Consider the following 18,684-nt stretch of genomic DNA (forward strand, 5'->3'; position numbering starts at 1 on the left):
AGGGACAAGCCAGGTGGTGGCGCAGCCGGCCGGAGGCGAAACGATTCACTTGGGTACTCGAAACGTAGCGGTGAAGTCCCGCGGGACAGTCCTGGTCCGCACCGGGCACGGCTCGGCGGGGGTCGCCTCCGTCCCGGGGCTGTCGACGGCCGCAGCCGAGGCGGACGCGCCGACGGCGGTGCTGCCTCCGGTAGTGCTGCCGCCGGTGGCGTCGGGGCCCCCGGTGCCGCCGCTGCCTCCGGTGTCGCTGCTGGAGCCCGTCCGTCCGGTGATCCCGGCCCGGCCGACCCGGCCGCCGACCGTCCCCGTCCACTCGCCCGTCCCCGGATTCGCGCCCCCGCCCGCGCCCGTTCCCTACCCCGACCAGGCCTTCCGCTCGCCGTTCGCCGACACGCCCGGCCGCAACTGGGCCGGCCCGGGCGACCGGTGGAGCGAGGCCTGGGGCGTGCGGCCCCCGGTCGGGCAGCTCCCGACGACTCCCCCGTCGGCCGCGCTGCCGTCCGCCCGGCCCGGTCGGGCCGCCGAGCAGGCGCCGCTCACCGCCCGGGACGTCGAGCTGGTCCGGGCCGGCGTCGCCGCTCTGCAGCCGGTCGCGGACCGGGCCACCGCGCACTTCTACGCGCTGCTCTTCCTGCGCCGCCCCGAGCTCCGCGCGCTCTTCCCCGCCGCCATGGACGTCCACCGCGACCGGCTGTTCCGCGCCCTGCTGGCGGTCGCGCGCGAGCTGGACCGGCCGGCGGCCCTGCGCGCCACGCTGGCCGAACTCGGCCGCGGCCACCGTCGGTACGGCCCGCCGGCCGGCCACTACGCCGCGGTGGAGGAGTGCCTGCTGCGGACGCTGGCCCGGTACGCGGCCGGCTGTTGGGACGCCGAGGCCGAGTCGGCCTGGCTCCGCGCCTGCCGGATGATCTCCTCGGTCATGATCGAGGCCGCCGAGGAGGACGCCCGCACCTCGCCGCCCTGGTGGCAGGGCGAGATCGTCCGGCACGATCGCCGGACCCGGGACATCGCGGCGATCACCGTCCGCCCGGACCAGGCGTACCCGTTCCGGGCCGGGCAGTACGCCGCCCTGGAGACGCCCTGGTGGCCGCGGGTCTGGCGGCACTACTCCTTCGCCGGGGCGCCCCGCCGGGACGGGCTGCTCACCTTCCACGTCAAGGCCGTCCAGGCGGGCTGGGTGAGCAACGCGCTGGTCCACCGGGCGGTGCCGGGGGACGTGTTGCGGCTGGGCCCGGCGGCCGGCTCGATGACGGTCGACCACGCCGCCGGCCCCGACCTGCTCTGCCTGGGCGGCGGTACCGGCATCGCGCCGATCCGCGCCCTGGTCGAGGAAGCCGTCGCGCACGGTGCGTCCGGCCGCCGGGTCGAGGTGTTCTACGGGGCCCGCCGGGCCGAGGAGCTGTACGAGCTGGACGGGCTGCGCGAACTGGCCTCGCGGCACCGGTGGCTGACGGTCCGTCCGGTGCTGTCCGGTGCCGCCCTCGGTCCGACCGGGGGTCTGCTGACCGGCGAACTGCCCGAGGTGGTGGGCCGTTTCGGCCCGTGGAGCGGCAGCGAGGCGCTGCTCAGCGGGCCGCCCGCGATGGTGCGCCGGGGCGTGGGCGTGCTGTTGCGCGCCGGGGTGCCGGCCGGGCGGATCCGGCACGACCCGGTCGGCGAGCCGGCCGTCGGCTGATCACCCGAGGTCGGGGGCGAGGAGCGCGCGGATGCCCTCGATGTTGGCCGCCAGGTATGCCCGCAGCCGGGGTGGGACCACGTTGACCGAGGTGACCCCCTCGCGCGTGAACGGCAGCCGGACCACCTCGTACTCGCCGTTGGGGTCGGTCACCTCCGGCCCGTGCCGCCGGCTGAGGTCCATCGAGGCGAGCCGGCAGACGAAGAAGTGCTGCACCTTGACCCCGTGCGGGTGCAGCAGGGTGCCGTCGTCATGGTGCGTGTGGCTGATGGTGTCGACGAAGGCGGGCACCACGTCCACGACCTTGCCGCCGAGTTCCTCGTCCACCTCGCGGTGCAGCGCCTCGACCACCGTGCGGTCCTCGCGCTCGACCCCGCCGCCGGGGGTGATCCAGTACGGGTGCGGCGCGCCCGGTCTGACCCGCCGGATCAGCACGATCGAGGCCGGGCCGTACGGATCGTCCGGGTCCAGTTCCAGCAGGATCGCCCGCGCGGTGCGCTTCACGACCGGGCGCGGTGGCGGAGTGTGCTTCTCGGGGCCCATGACCACCTCCGGGGCTGGCGCGTTGTGCGGGAGTCTCCCGCGCCGGGGAGCGGGCGAAACCAGGGGAACGGGTCGAAACGCACCGGGATCGGGTCGAAACGCCGATCCGGGCAGGTGCATCCGTTCGGGGGTCCGCTGTGCTGCAATGAGCAGCTATCGGGCAAATGGAAGGTTTCGTTCCGCGTGCCCGCTCTAGGCACGGACCTGCACGAGGGACTCGGGCTGCTGGGGGTTGGGTGACATGGATCGGATCGCACAACCGTTCGAGATCACGCGGGAGACCGGGCCGGCCGTGTCGGGGCGGCCGGCGGTGGAGCGCGGACCCACCCTGATCGGCTCCGTCCAGCGAGCGCTGCGGCTGCTGGAGGCCGTCGGGGACTTCCGGCAGGGCGCGACCGCCAAACAGCTGGCCCGCGCCGCCGAGCTGCCCCTCGGCACCGCCTACCACCTGCTGCGCACCCTGGCCCACGAGGGCTACCTGCGGCGTTCCGAGGGACGCTTCTTCCACGGCGACGCGCTCGACGGCATCGCCGGCCCCCGCGTCCGGTCCGGCGATCCCGACCTCCGGGCCCGTATGCAGTGCTTGCGGGACGAACTCGGCGCCGCCGTCTACTTCGCGCTCTACCGGGACGGCGAGGTCCGGGTGGTGGACGTGGCCGAGGACCCGAACCGCCCCGCCGTCGAGCCCTGGGCCGACTTCCGGGCCACCGCCCATGCCCACGCCATCGGCCAGTGCCTCCTCGGCCAGCTGCCCGAGGAGGCGCGCCGTGACCACCTCGCCCGTCACCCGCCGGCCGGACTCACCCCGTCCACCCTCACGGGCGAGAGCGCCGTGCTGCGCCGGCTCGCCTCGCTGCGGCCGACCATGCCGGTGCTGGAGCGGCAGGAGTACGCGCTCGGCACGGTCTGCGCGGCGGTCCCGATCACCATAGGCCCGGTGGTCGCCACCATGGCCCTGTCGTTGCCGGTCGAGCAGGCCGACCGATTGGGGCCGGCGGCCCGTCAACTTCGGTGCGGGGTGGGGGCGATGAGCCCGGCGTTCATCTTCTGACGCCACTTGGTCTGGACCATCTGCGGCTCGTTCACCATTTGAAAAAGCACACCTTGTCCACTACATCCCCAAACGTGGACGATGATGATCGAACGTGGATTGGTTGCATAAACCGTCACAAAAACCGTCGAAAGAATGTCCGGCCGCCATCGGACCAGCAGACCGACGGCGCGGGCAGAACGAGAGGTACTGGCGCCATGCAGCACAGCACAGTCCAGGGTCACCTGGTGATGAACCTCGTGGTCTCGCACGAGCTCTCCTTCCGTCTCCCGGTGGACCTGGCGTACGAGGCGGACGACCCGTACGCCGTCCGGCTCACCTTCCACCTGCCCGGCGACGCCCCGGTCACCTGGTACTTCGCGAGGGAGCTGCTGCTCGACGGGATCAGCGGACCGGCCGGCGAGGGCGACGTGCACGTCCGCCCGGTCGGCGAGGAGCTCTCGGAGGTCTCCATCGTGCTGCGCTCCCCCGACGGCGACGCCCTGCTGCGGGCCTCGTCCGCGCCGCTGATCGCCTTCCTGGCGCGGACCGACCGACTGGTGCCGATGGGGCAGGAATTCTCCGGGCGGGACATCGACGCCCAGCTCGCTGACCTGCTCAGGGGGCGTGAGAACGCGGGTTGAACGCCCCGGAGGCAGGCCCGGCCGACACGGCAGGCCCGGCCGGCGCGGCGGACGCAGGAACGGCGAAGGGGCCCGCACCCGGTGGAACACCCGGGTGCGGGCCCCTTCCTGTCGCCTTCGCGACACCGGTCAGTCGTCGTCCAGGGCCAGGTGCAGACCCCACGCGACCAGGCTGATGATCAGTGAACCCACCAGCGCCGCACCGAAGTTGACCACGTGGAAGTCCAGGCTCAGCTTCCCGGAGGCCCAGGAGGTGAGCATCAGCATCAGGGCGTTGATCACGAAGGTGATCAGGCCCAGCGTGAGGATGAACAGCGGGAACGAGAACAGCTTGACCACCGGCTTGATCAGCCAGTTCACCACGCCGAAGACGACGGCGACGCCGAGCACCGTCAGCGTCTTGTGCTGCCAGTCGGCGTCCCCCTGGGCGAGTCGGATGCCGCTGACGATCCAGGCGGCGACCCAGATGGCCGCCGCGTTGATCAGTGTCTTGATGACGAAACCCTTCATGCCGCCCAAGCCTGACAGGAAGCACGGTCCCGGCGGAACCACCGGACGGCGGGGTGGTGTTGAATGCCCCTGGTCCGCGAGGTGGACGGACGGCTCCGAGGACGAGGGAGGACGGCGGCGGTGAAGCTCTTCCGGCTGGACGAACTGGACGCCGAGCGGGCGGCCAACGACGGTGCCTACCTGCGGTTCCTGCGCGAACCCCGGATGTCCGCCGGGCTGTACGCGCTCGCCCCCGGCGACACCGACACCCAGACCGCGCACGACCAGGACGAGATCTACCAGGTGATCAGCGGCCGGGCCGAGCTGACCGTCGGCGCCGAGACCGCGACGGTCGGGCGCGGCACCGTGGTGTACGTGCCGGCCGGCACCCCGCACCGGTTCCACCACATCACCGAGGAACTGCGCGTCCTGGTGGTCTTCTCCCCGCCCGAGGACTGAGAACCCCGGCGGGTACCGAGAACCCCGGCGGTTAGGGTCGCGTCATGAGCACCAAGACGCTGACCGAAGAACTCTGGGCGGCCATCGAGCCGGTGTACGCCGAGATCCTCGCCCACCCCTTCCTGGCCGGGCTCACCGACGGCACCCTGCCGCGCGAGGCCTTCCGCCACTTCGTCGTCCAGGACTCGCACTATCTGCGCGACTACGCCCGCGCCCTCGCCGTCTGCGCCGCCAAGGCACCCGGCGAGGAGGACGTCCGGGCCTTCGCCGACGACGCGGTCGGCGCGCTGGCCGCCGAGCAGGGCATGCACGCCGAGTTCCTCACCGCCTTCGGCGGCAGCGCCGAGCAGGCCGCCGCCGAGCCGGTGCTGCCCACCACCCGGGCGTACACCAGCTACCTGCTGGCGACCGTCTACGGCGGCTCCTTCGCCGAGGCGGTCGGCGCGGTGCTGCCCTGCTACTGGATCTACGCCCGGGTCGGCGGGACGCTGCTCGCCCAGGGCTCGCCCGACCCGCTGTACGCCAAGTGGATCGCCACCTACGGTGACGAGGCCTTCCAGGCGGTGGTCCGCCGGGTGCTGGCGCTCACCGACCGGCTGGGCGAGGAGCTGTCCGCGGCCGAACGCCGCAAGGTGGTCGAGCACTTCGTGACCACCTCGCGCTACGAGTGGATGTTCTGGGACGCTGCCTGGCGCGGTGAGCGCTGGCCGGTCTGAGCCGTACGGGAGCCCCGTCGGCCCGGCCGTCCGGGGTGGTCCGGGCCGGGGCCGGGCGGGTTCTCGGGGGTCACCCGGGGGTTCGGGCTCGGGGTGATCTCGGGGTTCTCTCCGGGCCGTTGGGCCTCGTTCCGGCACTCGCGCCACCGTACGATCGAAGTACCGAAAGCAAGCGGGATGCGGCACCGGACGGCGGCCGACCCGAGGGGAGAAGAGGAACCGACATGGCTGAGCTCTGGAAGTCGCTGCCCTCCTGGGTGCGCAACATCGTCATCCCGGTGCTGGTCCTGGTGCTGGCCTGGAACATCGTCGCCTTCGTGTTCGGCGTCGTCGGCGCACTGCTCTCGATCGTGATCAAGCTGCTGGTGGTGGTCGGCATCGCGGCCGCCGTGGTGGTCCTGGTGAAGAAGGCGGCCAAGAGCTGACCTTTCGCCCCGTACCGCCGCCCTGAGGCCCGGCCCCCGCGAGACGGGGAAGCCGGGCCTCGGCCGTTCCCTCCCCCCGTCTCGCGGGGGGCCGATCCCCCGGGGACGCCGGCCGGCCCGGCCGTGGTGCTCTGGACCTGCGGCGATCGGCTCGCTACGGTGTTGGGCGTCGTGTGCAGGCAACACCGCCTGCGACGCGGGAGCTCGGAGCACCGGGCTGAGAGGACGCTGACCGGGACGTCGACGGACGGACCGACGGCTGCGTCGACCGCAGGAACCTGACCGGGTAATGCCGGCGTAGGGAGTAGAGGTCAGATGACCACGTTCGAAGCACAGCCGCAGTCTGCCCAGGGCGCCCCCAGCAGCGAGCGCACCGGCTACCCGACTCCGGCCTGGCGCAAGGCGTACCGCGAGGGATCGCGCCCCGACCTGCGCGTCCCGTACCGCGAGGTGCAGCTCACCAACGGCAGGTCCGTCCCGCTGTACGACACCTCCGGTCCGTACACCGACCCGTCCTACGAGCCCGACGTGCGGCGCGGCCTGCCCGCGCTGCGGGACGCCTGGATCCGCCAGCGCGGCGACGTCGAGGAGTACGACGGCCGCGAGCCGCGTCCCGAGGACGACGGGATCAAGCACACCTCGCCGCGCGGCGGGAACCTGCGCAACCTGGACGCCGTCTTCCCCGGCCGTCCGCGCCGCCCGCTGCGCGCCCGCGGTGGCACCGCCGTCACCCAACTCGCCTACGCCAAGCGGGGCGTGGTGACGCCGGAGATGGAGTTCGTGGCGCTGCGCGAGGGCCTGGCGCCCGAGTTCGTGCGCGCCGAGGTGGCCCGCGGCCGGGCCGTCATCCCGGTCAACGTGAACCACCCGGAGGTGGAGCCGGCGATCATCGGCACCAACTTCCTGGTGAAGATCAACGCCAACATCGGCAACTCGGCCGTCACCTCCTCGATCGAGGAGGAGGTGGAGAAGATGACCTGGGCCACCCGCTGGGGCGCCGACACCGTCATGGACCTCTCCACCGGCCGCAACATCCACACCACCCGCGAGTGGATCCTGCGCAACTCGCCGGTGCCGATCGGCACCGTGCCGCTCTACCAGGCCCTGGAGAAGGTGGACGGCAGGGCCGAGGAGCTGAGCTGGGAGGTGTACCGGGACACCATCGTCGAGCAGTGCGAGCAGGGCGTCGACTACATGACCGTCCACGCCGGTGTGCTGCTGCGCTACGTCCCGCTCACCGCCCGCCGCAAGACCGGCATCGTCTCCCGCGGCGGCTCGATCATGGCGGCCTGGTGCCTGGCCCACCACCAGGAGAACTTCCTCTACACCAACTTCGAGGAGCTCTGCGACATCCTCGCCTCCTACGACGTCACCTTCTCCCTCGGTGACGGCCTGCGGCCGGGCTCGATCGCGGACGCCAACGACGAGGCGCAGTTCGCCGAGCTGCAGACCCTCGGCGAACTCGGCCGGATCGCCCGCGAGCGGGACGTCCAGGTGATGATCGAGGGCCCGGGCCACGTCCCGATGAACAAGATCAGGGAGAACATGGATCTCCAGAAGGAGATCTGCGACGAGGCGCCGTTCTACACCCTCGGCCCCCTCACCACGGACGTCGCGCCCGGCTACGACCACATCACCTCGGGCATCGGCGCCGCGATGATCGCCTGGTGGGGCACCGCGATGCTCTGCTACGTGACCCCCAAGGAGCACCTGGGCCTGCCCAACCGCGACGACGTCAAGACCGGCGTGATCACCTACAAGATCGCCGCCCACGCCGCCGACCTCGCCAAGGGCCACCCCGGAGCCCAGGCCTGGGACGACGCCCTCTCCGACGCCCGCTTCGAGTTCCGCTGGGAGGACCAGTTCAACCTGGCCCTCGACCCGGAGACCGCCCGCGACTTCCACGACGAGACCCTCCCCGCCGAGCCGGCCAAGACCGCCCACTTCTGCTCGATGTGCGGCCCGAAGTTCTGCTCGATGAAGATCTCCCAGAAGATCCGCGACGAGCACGGCGCCGGATCCACCGCCGTGAACACCGAGTTCGACGCCGAGGCCCTGGTCGGCATGGCCGAGAAGTCGGCCGAGTTCGCCGCCCAGGGCAACCGGGTCTACCTCCCGCTGGCCGACTGACACACCCACACCCGAGCGCCGTCCCGATCGGATCGGGACGGCGCTCGGTCGTCGGCCGACGCCTCGGCCCATTGCCGATTCTTTGCATCTCGCTTGGGTCACGCGCGGGTTGGTATCGCCGTGATTGTCGGAAACGCGCAGGTCGGGCGCCGATAGGGTGCGGCGCACATACCCCCACGTCACGCATGTCAGAGGAATCCATGACCACCCCGCAGAGTCCCCAGGCCCCGTCGTCCCCCGAGGCGGTTGCCGCGACTCCGTCCTCGTACGCCGAGGCCGCGCAGGCGCCGGCGCCCGCGCCCGCGCCCAAGAAGAGCAAGCGCAAGAAGCTGCTCTCCGTGCTCGGCACGCTCGTGGTGATCGTCATCGTGGCGATCGTCAAGGTCGCCGTCCTCGACGCGGCCGACGGGCCGGTGCGCGCCAAGGTCGGCGACTGCGTGCAGGTCACCGGGAGCGATAACCACCCGAAGGTCGACACGGTCGGCTGCGGTGACAGCAAGGCCACGCACACGGTGTCGAAGGTCGTCGACAACACCTTCGACGTGAACGCCTGCGGCGGCGACTTCGACGCGCTCGCCCAGCAGATGGACAGCGAGAAGTTCGTGCTCTGCCTGACCCCGAAGAAGTGACCTGACGCCGAGGAGCCTGCCCGGGGGCGACCCCGGGCGGAGGTCGTCGGAAAGAAGTTCGGCGGGGAGCGATGAGTTCTCGGCGCCGGCCCGGTCTACCCCTGTGCAAGCGATCACCCGACCCACAGGAGACACCGAGATGACCGAGAACCTGGGCGAGCTGACCATCACCCGCGAGCTGCCCGGCACCCCGGCGGACGCGTTCGAGGCGTACTTCGAGCCGGAGCGGTTCGTCTGCTTCTGGGGCCCGGTCGGTACCCACGTGCCGCTGGAGAGCGTGACCGTCGAGGCCGAGGTGGGCGGTCGCTACGACAGCACCATGGTGGTCGACGAGACCGGCGAGCAGTACCCGGTGAAGGCGGAGATCGCCGAGTTCCGGGCCGGCGAGTCCTTCACGATGGTGGAGGAGGGCTCGGGCATGCGCTCCACGCTCACCTTCACCGAGCTCGGCGAGGGCCGCACCCGGGTGGTGCTGCACCAGACCGGGGTGCCGGAGATGTTCCGCGGCCCGGAGGCCGAGGCCGGGCTCAACTCCAGCTTCGACCGGCTGGTCGAGCACCTCGCCGGCCGGAACTGACCGGCCGGTCGAGCACGTCGCCGGTCGGTTCCGACCGGCGGGCAGGGCGTTTCGGTGCCGTCCCGGTCCACCCCCGTGGGTCCGGGACGGCGCCCGTTCAGGCGCCGGCGTCCTGGGGGTACCAGCGGAGCTCGACCGTGTTGCCGTCCGGGTCCCGGACGTAGACGGAGGTGGCGGTGCCGCGGGCGCCGAAGCGGGGGACCGGGCCTTCGAGGACGTCGAAGGTGCCCGCGTCGATGACCTGCTGCCAGTCGAGGGGCTCGACGGTGAGGCAGATGTGGTCGACGTTGGACGCGTGCCGGGGGCCGTGGACCAGGTCGATGATGGTCTCGGCGGTGATCCGGACGGAGGGGAACGACACCTGTCCGGCCCGCCACTCGTCGACCCGCACGGGGGCCAGGCCGAGGAGGCCGGAGTAGAAGGCCAGCGAACGCTCGACGTCGGCGACGTTGAGGACGAGGTGGTCGAAGGCTACGACGCGCATGGGTGACCGGCTCCGCTCGGGTGCGACTGCTGGGGACGGGTTCCACGATCCTCCGGGCCGCATGCGTGATCAATGCCGGATCGCCGTACGATCGTTGAGCCGGATTCAACGATCGAGGGGCGGGGCGGGGATGCTGGAACGGCTGGAGGTCGAGGTCTTCCTCGCGCTCGCCGAGGAGCTGCACTTCGGCCGGACGGCCGAGCGGCTGCACCTGACCACCGGGCGGGTCAGCCAGGTGGTGCGGAAGCTGGAGCGCCGGATCGGCGGAAAGCTGTTCGACCGCACCAGCCGTTCGGTCCGACTCACCGCGGTGGGGCGGCAGTTGGCCGACGACCTGGTTCCGGTGGTGGCGGCGATGGAGGCGGCGCTGCGCCGGGCGGAGGACGCCGGCCGGGGTGTCACCGGGGAGCTCCGCGTGGCGTTCCTCGGCGAGTGGACGGCGCCGGTGCTGCTCAAGGCGGTCGCGCTGTTCGGCGAGCGGCACCCGGAGTGCCGGGTGGACGTGCGCGAGGTGCAGCTCGCCAACTCCCGTTCGAGTCTGGAGGACGGCTCGGTCGACGTCCTGATCGCCTCCTACCCGTTCGACGGCATGGCCCGCGGCCCGGTGCTGCTGACCGAGCGGCGGGTCCTCGCGGTGGCCGCCGGGCATCCGCTGGCCGCGGAGCGGTCGGTCTCGCTCGAGGTGCTCGGCGACCACCTGGTGGTGCAGTACCCGGCCGTCACCTCGGCGGCCTTCAAGCGCGACCGCACGCCCGAGCGCACCCCGTCCGGCCGTCCGGTGCCCAAGGGGCCGTCCGGCGCGACCTTCTCCGAGCTGCTCAGCCTGGTCGCGATGGGCCGCGGCGTCCTCCCGGTCGGCGAGCACTCCCGCCGCTACTACCCGCGCCCGGACGTCGCGTACGTGCCGATCCACGACGCGCCGCCGATCGAGCGCGGCCCGGTCTGGCTGGAGAGCAATACCACCGCCCGGGTCCGCGCCTTCGTCCGGGCGGCGGCGGACGTGGTCTCGGAGGCGACCGCTGAGGCGGCGCCACTGTGCGTGGTGGCGGCGAAGGACTGACGGGAGGCTCCGGGGAAGCGGCTCAACTCGCCCTGCGCCGACGGTAGTAGTGCACGGTGAGCACGGCGAGCAGCGGGCCCCAGGCGGCCAGCGGCAGGTAGCCGACCCAGAACGCGACGGTCTGCCAGCCGTGGGTGATCAGCCCCGAGGCCCGGTCGCCCCGGAGGGTCAGGCCGAACGCGAACATCGCCATCGAGTACGGGAAGACCATCAGCACCGCCGAGCCCAGCCCGGCCGGGAGAACGGCGGCGAGCACCGGGACCGGCCGGCCGCCGAGGACGGGGATCCAGCGCGGCCACACCTCGCCCCAGCGGGCGACCAGGCCGAAGCAGAGGAGGGCCAGCGCCTCGCTGACCACGCTGAGCGCGAGGATGTACGCCCAGCCGCCGTCGAAGGAGGTCGGGTCCTGCTCCGGGGGCGTCGGGCCGGGTTCGAACAGTGGCAGTCCGAGGATGAAGCCGCCGATCCGCCAGAGGCAGGAGGGCAGGACGGCCAGGGTGATCGCGTACCCGGTCCGGACCGCCCAGCGGGGCACGCCCGGGGCGGGTGTGCCGTGCAGTCGTGCCCCGATCGTCCGTGCGCCGATCGTCCCTGCGTTCATGGTTCCGCCTCCCGCCCCGGGCGGACGCCGTCCGTCCGCCACCGGCTTCGACGTTCCCGCGATCCGCGGGCGGGGGCGTCCTCACCCGGGCTGAACCCGCTCCCCCGGGCGAGGGACCCGGCCTCCACCGCGGGGCGAGGTCGGCCCCCGGGAGAGGCGGCCACGGGCCTCAGCCGACCTCGTCCGGCCCGGTGAAGTCGGGCGGCGTGTACCCGGGCCCGGTGAAGTCGGGCGGGGTGAAGGCGGCCGGGCGGGGCGTACGGCCGTGGGGGTCGGTCAGCCCTTCGGGGCCGGGGCTGGTGAACCCGGGGGAGGTGTAGCCGGGCCCGCTGAAGTCGGGGCTGCTGAAGTCCGGCCCGCTGAAGTCGGGGCTGTTGGAGTCGGGCCCGGTGCCCGCCGCACTCCGGGTCGCCGAGCCGGGCACCGGCGGCAGCGCGTCGAGCAGGTACGGGACGAGTCCGCGCTCGCGCAGCGTGGTGCGCCACTCGCGGTGGGCGTCGCCGAGTTCGGCGGCGAGCCCCGGGTCGGTGCCGGCCGGGGCGGTCGCGGCGCCCTCGCGCAGGGCGGTGAGCAGCAGCCCGACGATGCCGATGGCCATCGCGGCGACGCCGGCGGCGAGCGCCACCCAGCCGGCCGTGACCAGGGAGTGGGCGAGCGCGAGGTTCGGGCTGGTGGCGCGCAGCAGGTAGCCGATCAGCAGCAGGAACAGGGCGGCGGCCCAGGCCAGGATCGGGGTGAGCACGGTGAGGGCGGGGAACAGTCCGGCGCCGCCCCCGGAGCGCAGTTGGCTGAGCAGCCCGGGCGCCGTGCTCTCGCTGCCGGGCGGCGGTGGGGGCGCGCTGTGCAGGGTCGCGCGCAGCCGGGTGTAGTGGGTGTACTCGGTGGCGGCCGCGGCGTTGATCCGGTCGGCGTCGCGCAGGGCGCTGATGCGCAGCTGGTCGGTGGTGAGCGCGCCGGGCGCGCGCAGGGCGGTGAGGACGGTGCGGTCGCGCAGGGCTTCCGTGAGGAGGCGCTCGTACTCCGCGCGGTCCTCGGCGAGCAGTGGCGGGGGGTTGGACATGGGGACCCCGTTCGTGCGGACCCCGTTCGCCGCGCCCTGGGGGCGCGCGGCCCTCAGGGCGCCGGAACGGGCGCGGAGGCGGGCCGCCGGACGGGCGGCCGGGTGTGGTGTGCCTCATGGTAGGGGCGGGCCCGCCCGGGCTGACAGTCGGTTTCCGGAATTTCGCGCCCCGGGACGCGCGCGTGCGACGGTCCGAGCGCCGGGAACAACTGTTCTGCGGCGATGGTCGGTTGACGATCGGCCTGTTGACGATCGGTCGGCGAACGATCGGTAGGCGGACGTGCCCGGTTCGGTGGCCGCCCGGCCCCCGCGCCGCCGCTCAGCCGATCGGCAGCCGGGCGACCAGCAGCCGCCCTTCCATGGTGACGCCGCCGTCCATCGCCACCGCGAGGTCGTCCGCGTACACGTACGGCCCGGGGATGTGCGGCGGCTGGCCGTCGTCGTTGTGCACCGCGCCGGTGAGGTACGGGATCGGGCTGTGCCCGTGCACGATCCGGGTGCCGCCGTAGGTGTCCAGCAGTTCGTGGACGGCCATCGGCCCGGCGTCGCCGCGGAAGGCGAAGCGCTTGGTGAAGCGGCGGAAGCAGTCCCACCAGTCGTCCACGCTGCCGTCGGCGAGCAGGCCGTGCACGGCGTCGTTGACGTCGGGGATGGACTCGCCGTACTCCAGGTACGCGGTGGTGTCGGAGTGCAGCAGCAGGTGGCCGTCCTCCAGCGCGATCGCGGGCAGCCGGGAGAGCCAGCTGATGTGGTGCGCCTCCAACCGGTCCAGGTCGTTCTGCTGGCCGCCGTTGAGCCGCCAGGCGGCGAGGAAGGAGGCGGTGCCGGCGGTGGACTGGACGGGCTCGTCGCCGTACTTGGCGGCGCCCAGGAAGAGCAGCTCGTGGTTGCCCATCAGGGCGCGGCAGTAGCCGCCGGCCGCGGCGGCCTCGGCGGCGAGCTGCATGACCAGGTCGATGACGCCGATGCCGTCGGGGCCGCGGTCGGTGAAGTCGCCGAGGAACCAGATCCGGGCGCGGCCGGCGGACCAGTGGCCGTCGTCGTCGATCAGGCCCTGGTGGCGCAGTTCGGCGCGCAGCTCCTCCAGGTAGCCGTGCACGTCGCCGACGACGTAGACCGGGCCGGGCGGCTCGCCGGGGCCGGGGGCCGGGTACGGGTAGGTCGGCGCGGCGGGGTCGGGCAGCGGGGGGCCGAGCTCGATGGTCGGCGGGTCGTCGCGGCCGGCGAGCTGGAGCGCCGGGGAGGGCTGGTCGGGCAGGGTGGGCTCGTAGCCGCCCTGCTCCCGGCCCTCGTACCCGCCCTGGCCCTGACTCTCGTAGCCGCCCTGCTCCCGGCTGTCGTATCCGGCCTGCTCCCGGCTGTCGTACCCGCCCTGCTCCTGGCCTTCGTACCCGCCCGTCTCCTGCCCCTCGTACCCGCTGCCCGGGTGCGAGAAGGCCGGGCTGTGGTCCATGCCGATCCCCTGGGCGTGCACGGTGTGTCCCTGGCCGTCGGCGGGCCAGTGCTGCTCCAGGTAGCGGGCTCCGCCGTAGCCGCTGTAGGTCTCCCCGTCGTAGCCCTCCCCCTCGTAGGGGGCGGCCTGGTAGCCGGGGGCGGTGTCGGGTTCGTAATAGGTGCCGTACGGCAGCACGTCGAGGTCCGGCTGGTGGCGGGGGCCCGGGTGGGGGTGCTCGGGCCCGGGGAAGCGGTCCTCGGGTGTCATTCGCCCATCATAGGAAGACCACTCTCCCGGCGTCGTCACCTGGTGGGTATCCAATCCTCCGGAGCGTCAGCCGGGCGGACCCGCAGGGTCCGTTTTGTCCCGGCTCGGTACGGTCTCGTGAGCTCCGGCCGGGTACCGTGCTCCGGCTTCGGGGCTGCTGCGGCGCGGTGGTCTAAACCTCGCCCGGGGGGCGGGGCGGGCTGACGGTGGTGCGCGGACTCCGGCGCTGGGAGGACGCGCGGACGATCAGCTCGGTCGGCATCAGGGTGCCCGGCGGCGGCCCGGTGCCGGCGGTGCGGAACCGCGGTGGGAAGAGCCTGGCGATGTCGACGCCCGTCCCGGAGTCCACGCCCTCGATCGCGTCGATGAGCAGGTTGACCACGGTGGTGCCGATCTTGCGCGGCTTGAGCGAGAGCGTGGTGATCGGCGGCTCGGTGGTCGCGTAGACGTCGCTCTCGCTGCAGCAGACCAGTAGGAGGTCGTCCGGCACCCGCAGGCCGTAGCGGCGGGCGGCGGCCAGCAGGTCGGTGCCGTTGGGGTCGAACAGTCCGTAGACCGCGTCCGGCCGGTCGGGTCGGGCGAGCAGCCGGTCGGCGGCGACGGCGCCGGCGGCCGGGTCGTGCGCCGGGTAGGTCTCGTACACCGGCTCCTGCCCGACCTTGGCGCACCAGCCGAGGTAGGCCTCGGTGGACAGCCGGGTGTAGGTGTCGGTGCTGGTGCCGGTGAGCAGGCCGATCCGGCGGGCGCCGGCCTCGGAGAGGTGGTCGAGGATGCCGAGCACGGCGGCCTCGTGGTCGTTGTCGACCCAGGCGGTGACCGGGCAGTTGCCGGGCTTGCCGTCGCTGACCACCGGGACGCCGGACCGGTACAGCTCGCTCACCAGGGGGTCCTGGTCGGGCGGGTCGATCACCACGGTGCCGTCCAGGGCGATGTTGCCCCAGACGTCGTGGCGGGAGGAGGCGGGCAGCACCACCAGCGCGTAACCGCGGCCCAGGGCGGCGCTGGTGGCGGCCCTGGCCATCTCGGCGAAGTACGCGAACTCGGTGAAGGTGAACGGCTCCTCACCGTAGGTCGTGACGGTCAGCCCGATCAGGCCGGACCGGCCGGTGCGCAGGGTGCGGGCGGCCGCGGAGGGGCGGTAGCCGAGGCGCTCGGCGACCTCGCGCACCCGGCTGCGGGTCTCGTCGGGCAGGCGGCCCTTTCCGTTCAGCGCGTCGGAGACAGTGGTGATCGACACTCCGGCGGCTGCTGCCACATCCCGGATGCCGGCCCGCTCCAGACGCCGCGAAGTGGTGGGACGCCGACCGCTCTGGTTGGCTGCTGCTGTCATGGCGGACCGATCGTATGGCTCCTGACAAGGGTCTGTGACCGGCGCATCGGGAGCCCTCGGAGATACGTTTCTCCATGAGTGAGCCGGGGTGCGCCCCTTCGATACCCGGCTGGAACCGGTCCTCTTACCTCTGACATGTGCCAAAGGAACGCGCAGAATGGCTGATCTGCGCCTGTAACCCGACCGGGCATCTCACTCCTACGGGTGAGGGGCGATCGGTATCGTGCAAGACACCCGACCGGGGTGGTCCGCGTGCGACACGAGGTCCCGGGCACGGAGGCGAACCCGTCCGTGGCGGGCGAGCGCACCGGAGAGTTCCGCAACTGGAAACGGAGTACGACCGTGAGCAGTGGTACGTCAGCGCAGGGCCCGCGGCTGCGGCCGACCCTCGACGGCATCCCCACCTACAAGCCCGGCAAGCCGGCCGGCGCCGACGCCTTCAAGCTGTCCTCGAACGAGAACCCCTACGAGCCGCTGCCCGGCGTGCTGGAGACGGCCGTCCAGGCCGCCGGTTCGTTCAACCGCTACCCCGACATGGGCGTCACCGAGCTGACCTCGGTGCTCGCCGAGCGCTTCGGCGTGCCCGCCGAGCACATCGCCACCGGCACCGGCTCGGTCGGCATCGCCCAGTCGCTGGTGCTCGTCACGGCCGGCCCGGGCGACGAGGTGATCTTCGCCTGGCGCTCCTTCGAGGCGTACCCGATCGTCGCCACCGTCTCCGGCGCCACGCCCGTCCCGGTGCCGCTCAAGGCGAACGGCGACCACGACCTGGACGCCATGCTCGCCGCGATCACGCCGAACACCCGGCTGGTCTTCGTCTGCAACCCCAACAACCCCACCGGCAACGTGATCCACCGCGCCGAGCTGGAGAGCTTCCTGGACGCCGTCCCGAGCGACGTCCTGGTCGTGGTGGACGAGGCCTACATCGAGTTCATCCGCGACCCCGAGGTGCCCAACGGCATCGACCTCTACCGGGACCGCCCGAACGTCTGCGTGCTGCGCACCTTCTCCAAGGCGTACGGCCTGGCGGGCCTGCGGGTCGGCTTCGCGATCGCGCACGAGCCGGTGGCCGCCGCGCTGCGCAAGGTCGCCACCCCGTTCGGCGTGAGCCAGCTCGCCCAGAACGCCGCCGTCGCCTCGCTGCGCGCCGAGGAGGCGCTGCTGGAGCGGGTGGAGGCGCTGGTCGCCGAGCGCACCCGGGTGGTGGCCGGGCTGCGCGCCCAGGGCTGGGAGATCCCGGACTCGCAGGCCAACTTCGTCTGGCTCTGGCTCGGCGAGCGCTCGTTCGAGTTCGCCGCCGCGTGCGCCGAGGCCGGCGTGGTCGTGCGGCCGTTCCCGGAGGGCGTGCGGGTGTCGATCGGCGAGGCCGAGGGCAACTCGATCTTCCTGTCGGTGGCGGAGGCCTTCCGCAAGTCGCTCTGACGTTCCTGACGTTCCTGACGTCCTGCTGTTGATCGCAGGGGCGCGCCGGTCCTCCGGCGCGCCCCTGCGGCGTTCCGCCCGGGTGCTCGACAGGCCCCCCCGGCCCTCGACGCCCTTCGAGTCTCCTCCCGGAAGGCTGTGGGTCGCTGGGAGCCCGCTGGGAGTTCGGCCAACGGCGGCCCACGGAGCGGCCAAGGCGCCGACGGAGGACGGGGCATCCGTCCGGAATGCCCGGATCCGGCCGGTCAGTCTTCTCCCAGTCGGTGCCCAGGGCAGCGCAAGAGCTCACCGGGAAGCTGTCCGGCATGAAGGTGCTCCCACGGCGGCGAGGCGCCGTCCTCGTCAACTCCGCGCTCGGCGTGGCCCTGCTGGGCGGGGCCGCCCTGGTGTACGCCACGGTCAGCGGCAGCTCAGGCCCGGCCTCCGCCAAGCCCGCGGCCCGTACCGCGACGGTGTCCAAGGGCACCGTCCTGGCCACCGTGTCCGGAACCGGCACCCTGGTCTCGCCGACCGACGCCGCCCAGGACTTCACCACCGGCGGCCGGCTCACCGGGCTCAAGGTCGCGGTCGGGGACGCCGTGAAGAAGGGGCAGGTGCTCGCCACCGTCGACACCACGGCGGCCCAGCAGCAGGTGGACGCGGCCCAGGCGTCCCTCACCACGGCCCAGGCCAACCTCACCAAGGCCCAGGCGGGTGTCACCACCACGACCACCGAGCCGCTGCCGGGCGCCACCTCCGACGCCTCACCCGGCGCCGGGGCCGGCGGCGGTGGTGGCGGCCGCGGGGCGGGCGCGAGCAGTGCGCCCGCCCCGCAGACCACCACCGTCACCACCACCAAGGTCGACGACGCGGCCGTGGCCCAGGCCCAGCAGCAGGTCACCACCGCCCAGACCAACCTCGCCAACGCCCAGGCGGCGCTGGCCGGGACCACCCTGACCGCCTCGGTGGACGGCACCGTCGCCTCGATCTCCGGCAAGGTCGGCGACACCGTCGGGGCCACCGGCTCCGGCTCGGGCTCCGGGACCTCCTCCTCCGGCAAGTCCACGGGGACGGGCGCGAGTTCGACGGCCGCCCCGAGCGGCTTCATCGTGCTCACCAACCCGACCGGGATGCAGGTCACCGCCAACTTCTCCGAGCTCGACTCGCTCAAGCTGAAGAAGGGCGAGGCGGCCACGGTCACCCTGAACGCCCAGTCCGACACCAAGCTCAACGCGACCGTCCTGTCGGTCAGTTCGCTGCCCAGCAGCAGCGGCTCCGGCGGTGCGGCCGGCTCCGCCGCCGTCCAGTACGCGGCCACGCTCCAGCTCTCCGGCGACACCAGCACGCTGCGAACCGGCCTCAGCGCCACCGTCCAGGTGATCACCGGCGAGGCCGACAACGCGCTCTCGCTGCCCACCTCCGCGCTCTCGGGCACCGGCGCCTCGCGCACCGCGACCCTGGTGCAGCCGGACGGCACCTCCGAGCGGGTCACCGTCACCGTCGGGGTCGAGGGCGACAGCACGGTGCAGGTGCTCTCCGGGCTGAAGGAGGGCGACAAGGTCGAACTCCCCACCACCAGCGGCGGGAACGGCTTCCCGAACGCCTCCTTCCCGGGGGTCGGCGGCAACCGCGGCGGCGGTGGCGGCGGCCAGGTCTTCCCGGGCGGCAGCGGCGGGGCGGGCGGGGCCGGTGGCGGCACCGGCCGCGGCGGCAGGGGCTGAGACCAGGT

19 protein-coding genes and 1 riboswitch are annotated in these 18,684 nt (G+C 73.0%); of the genes, 12 read left to right on the plus strand and 7 right to left on the minus strand.

The window, feature by feature from the left end; genetic code table 11:
• Nucleotides 1-70 precede the first annotated feature (70 nt).
• On the plus strand, nucleotides 71-1,675 hold the full coding sequence (locus ACIQ87_RS21830) for a globin domain-containing protein (protein ID WP_402409181.1): 1,605 nt from the start codon (nucleotides 71-73) through the stop codon (nucleotides 1,673-1,675).
• On the opposite strand, the gene ACIQ87_RS21835 is transcribed toward ACIQ87_RS21830, so the two are convergent.
• The gene (locus ACIQ87_RS21835) at nucleotides 1,676-2,218 is read right to left on the minus strand and encodes an NUDIX domain-containing protein (protein ID WP_402409183.1); all 543 of its coding nucleotides are present in this window, start codon (nucleotides 2,216-2,218) and stop codon (nucleotides 1,676-1,678) included.
• A 241-nt stretch (nucleotides 2,219-2,459) separates the two neighbouring features.
• Between ACIQ87_RS21835 and ACIQ87_RS21840 the strand changes: the two genes are divergently transcribed.
• Nucleotides 2,460-3,269 (plus strand): IclR family transcriptional regulator, encoded by an 810-nt coding sequence (locus ACIQ87_RS21840; protein ID WP_402409186.1) that lies wholly within the window; start codon nucleotides 2,460-2,462, stop codon nucleotides 3,267-3,269.
• Between the two features lie 197 nt (nucleotides 3,270-3,466).
• Nucleotides 3,467-3,892 (plus strand): SsgA family sporulation/cell division regulator, encoded by a 426-nt coding sequence (locus ACIQ87_RS21845; protein ID WP_392881428.1) that lies wholly within the window; start codon nucleotides 3,467-3,469, stop codon nucleotides 3,890-3,892.
• A 129-nt stretch (nucleotides 3,893-4,021) separates the two neighbouring features.
• Here ACIQ87_RS21845 and ACIQ87_RS21850 read toward each other — a convergent pair whose 3' ends face one another.
• On the minus strand, nucleotides 4,022-4,402 hold the full coding sequence (locus tag ACIQ87_RS21850; protein ID WP_402409189.1) for a phage holin family protein: 381 nt from the start codon (nucleotides 4,400-4,402) through the stop codon (nucleotides 4,022-4,024).
• A 120-nt stretch (nucleotides 4,403-4,522) separates the two neighbouring features.
• Here ACIQ87_RS21850 and ACIQ87_RS21855 point away from each other — a divergent pair, with 120 nt between their 5' ends.
• From ACIQ87_RS21855 to ACIQ87_RS21880, 6 genes are all read left to right on the plus strand, one after another.
• Complete coding sequence (locus ACIQ87_RS21855; RefSeq protein WP_224279738.1) at nucleotides 4,523-4,840, plus strand: cupin domain-containing protein; 318 nt, start codon at nucleotides 4,523-4,525, stop codon at nucleotides 4,838-4,840.
• A 44-nt stretch (nucleotides 4,841-4,884) separates the two neighbouring features.
• Nucleotides 4,885-5,556, plus strand: a complete 672-nt coding sequence (gene tenA, locus ACIQ87_RS21860) for a thiaminase II (RefSeq protein WP_402409191.1) — start codon at nucleotides 4,885-4,887, stop codon at nucleotides 5,554-5,556.
• A 224-nt stretch (nucleotides 5,557-5,780) separates the two neighbouring features.
• Nucleotides 5,781-5,981, plus strand: a complete 201-nt coding sequence (locus tag ACIQ87_RS21865; RefSeq protein WP_049653234.1) for a DUF5326 family protein — start codon at nucleotides 5,781-5,783, stop codon at nucleotides 5,979-5,981.
• 186 nt (nucleotides 5,982-6,167) lie between these two features.
• A riboswitch (TPP riboswitch) is annotated at nucleotides 6,168-6,302 on the plus strand.
• On the plus strand, nucleotides 6,297-8,111 hold the full coding sequence (gene thiC, locus ACIQ87_RS21870; protein WP_402409194.1) for a phosphomethylpyrimidine synthase ThiC: 1,815 nt from the start codon (nucleotides 6,297-6,299) through the stop codon (nucleotides 8,109-8,111). (Overlaps the previous riboswitch by 6 nt.)
• A 200-nt stretch (nucleotides 8,112-8,311) precedes the next feature.
• The gene (locus tag ACIQ87_RS21875; RefSeq protein WP_402409195.1) at nucleotides 8,312-8,740 is read left to right on the plus strand and encodes a hypothetical protein; all 429 of its coding nucleotides are present in this window, start codon (nucleotides 8,312-8,314) and stop codon (nucleotides 8,738-8,740) included.
• Nucleotides 8,741-8,879: 139 nt separating this feature from the next.
• Nucleotides 8,880-9,317, plus strand: a complete 438-nt coding sequence (locus ACIQ87_RS21880; protein WP_402409198.1) for an SRPBCC domain-containing protein — start codon at nucleotides 8,880-8,882, stop codon at nucleotides 9,315-9,317.
• Between the two features lie 97 nt (nucleotides 9,318-9,414).
• Here ACIQ87_RS21880 and ACIQ87_RS21885 read toward each other — a convergent pair whose 3' ends face one another.
• Nucleotides 9,415-9,801 (minus strand): VOC family protein, encoded by a 387-nt coding sequence (locus ACIQ87_RS21885; RefSeq protein WP_402409201.1) that lies wholly within the window; start codon nucleotides 9,799-9,801, stop codon nucleotides 9,415-9,417.
• Between the two features lie 130 nt (nucleotides 9,802-9,931).
• Here ACIQ87_RS21885 and ACIQ87_RS21890 point away from each other — a divergent pair, with 130 nt between their 5' ends.
• Complete coding sequence (locus ACIQ87_RS21890) at nucleotides 9,932-10,861, plus strand: LysR family transcriptional regulator (protein ID WP_402409204.1); 930 nt, start codon at nucleotides 9,932-9,934, stop codon at nucleotides 10,859-10,861.
• 22 nt (nucleotides 10,862-10,883) lie between these two features.
• Here ACIQ87_RS21890 and ACIQ87_RS21895 read toward each other — a convergent pair whose 3' ends face one another.
• The 4 genes from ACIQ87_RS21895 to ACIQ87_RS21910 form a co-directional block, all read right to left on the minus strand.
• On the minus strand, nucleotides 10,884-11,462 hold the full coding sequence (locus tag ACIQ87_RS21895; protein WP_402409206.1) for a hypothetical protein: 579 nt from the start codon (nucleotides 11,460-11,462) through the stop codon (nucleotides 10,884-10,886).
• A gap of 169 nt (nucleotides 11,463-11,631) precedes the next feature.
• On the minus strand, nucleotides 11,632-12,522 hold the full coding sequence (locus ACIQ87_RS21900) for a hypothetical protein (RefSeq protein WP_402409208.1): 891 nt from the start codon (nucleotides 12,520-12,522) through the stop codon (nucleotides 11,632-11,634).
• A gap of 319 nt (nucleotides 12,523-12,841) precedes the next feature.
• Complete coding sequence (locus tag ACIQ87_RS21905) at nucleotides 12,842-14,224, minus strand: metallophosphoesterase (RefSeq protein WP_402409211.1); 1,383 nt, start codon at nucleotides 14,222-14,224, stop codon at nucleotides 12,842-12,844.
• 172 nt (nucleotides 14,225-14,396) lie between these two features.
• Entirely contained in the window at nucleotides 14,397-15,554 is a 1,158-nt protein-coding gene (locus ACIQ87_RS21910) for a LacI family DNA-binding transcriptional regulator (RefSeq protein ID WP_188296553.1), read from the minus strand.
• Nucleotides 15,555-15,896: 342 nt separating this feature from the next.
• Between ACIQ87_RS21910 and hisC the strand changes: the two genes are divergently transcribed.
• Both hisC and ACIQ87_RS21920 read left to right on the plus strand, forming a co-directional pair.
• Nucleotides 15,897-16,976, plus strand: a complete 1,080-nt coding sequence (gene hisC, locus ACIQ87_RS21915) for a histidinol-phosphate transaminase (protein ID WP_402409214.1) — start codon at nucleotides 15,897-15,899, stop codon at nucleotides 16,974-16,976.
• Between the two features lie 305 nt (nucleotides 16,977-17,281).
• On the plus strand, nucleotides 17,282-18,676 hold the full coding sequence (locus tag ACIQ87_RS21920) for an efflux RND transporter periplasmic adaptor subunit (protein WP_402409217.1): 1,395 nt from the start codon (nucleotides 17,282-17,284) through the stop codon (nucleotides 18,674-18,676).
• The last annotated feature ends 8 nt before the right edge of the window (nucleotides 18,677-18,684 follow it).

The sequence above is a fragment of the Kitasatospora sp. NPDC096204 genome, assembly GCF_044763205.1.
Lineage (GTDB): Bacteria > Actinomycetota > Actinomycetes > Streptomycetales > Streptomycetaceae > Kitasatospora.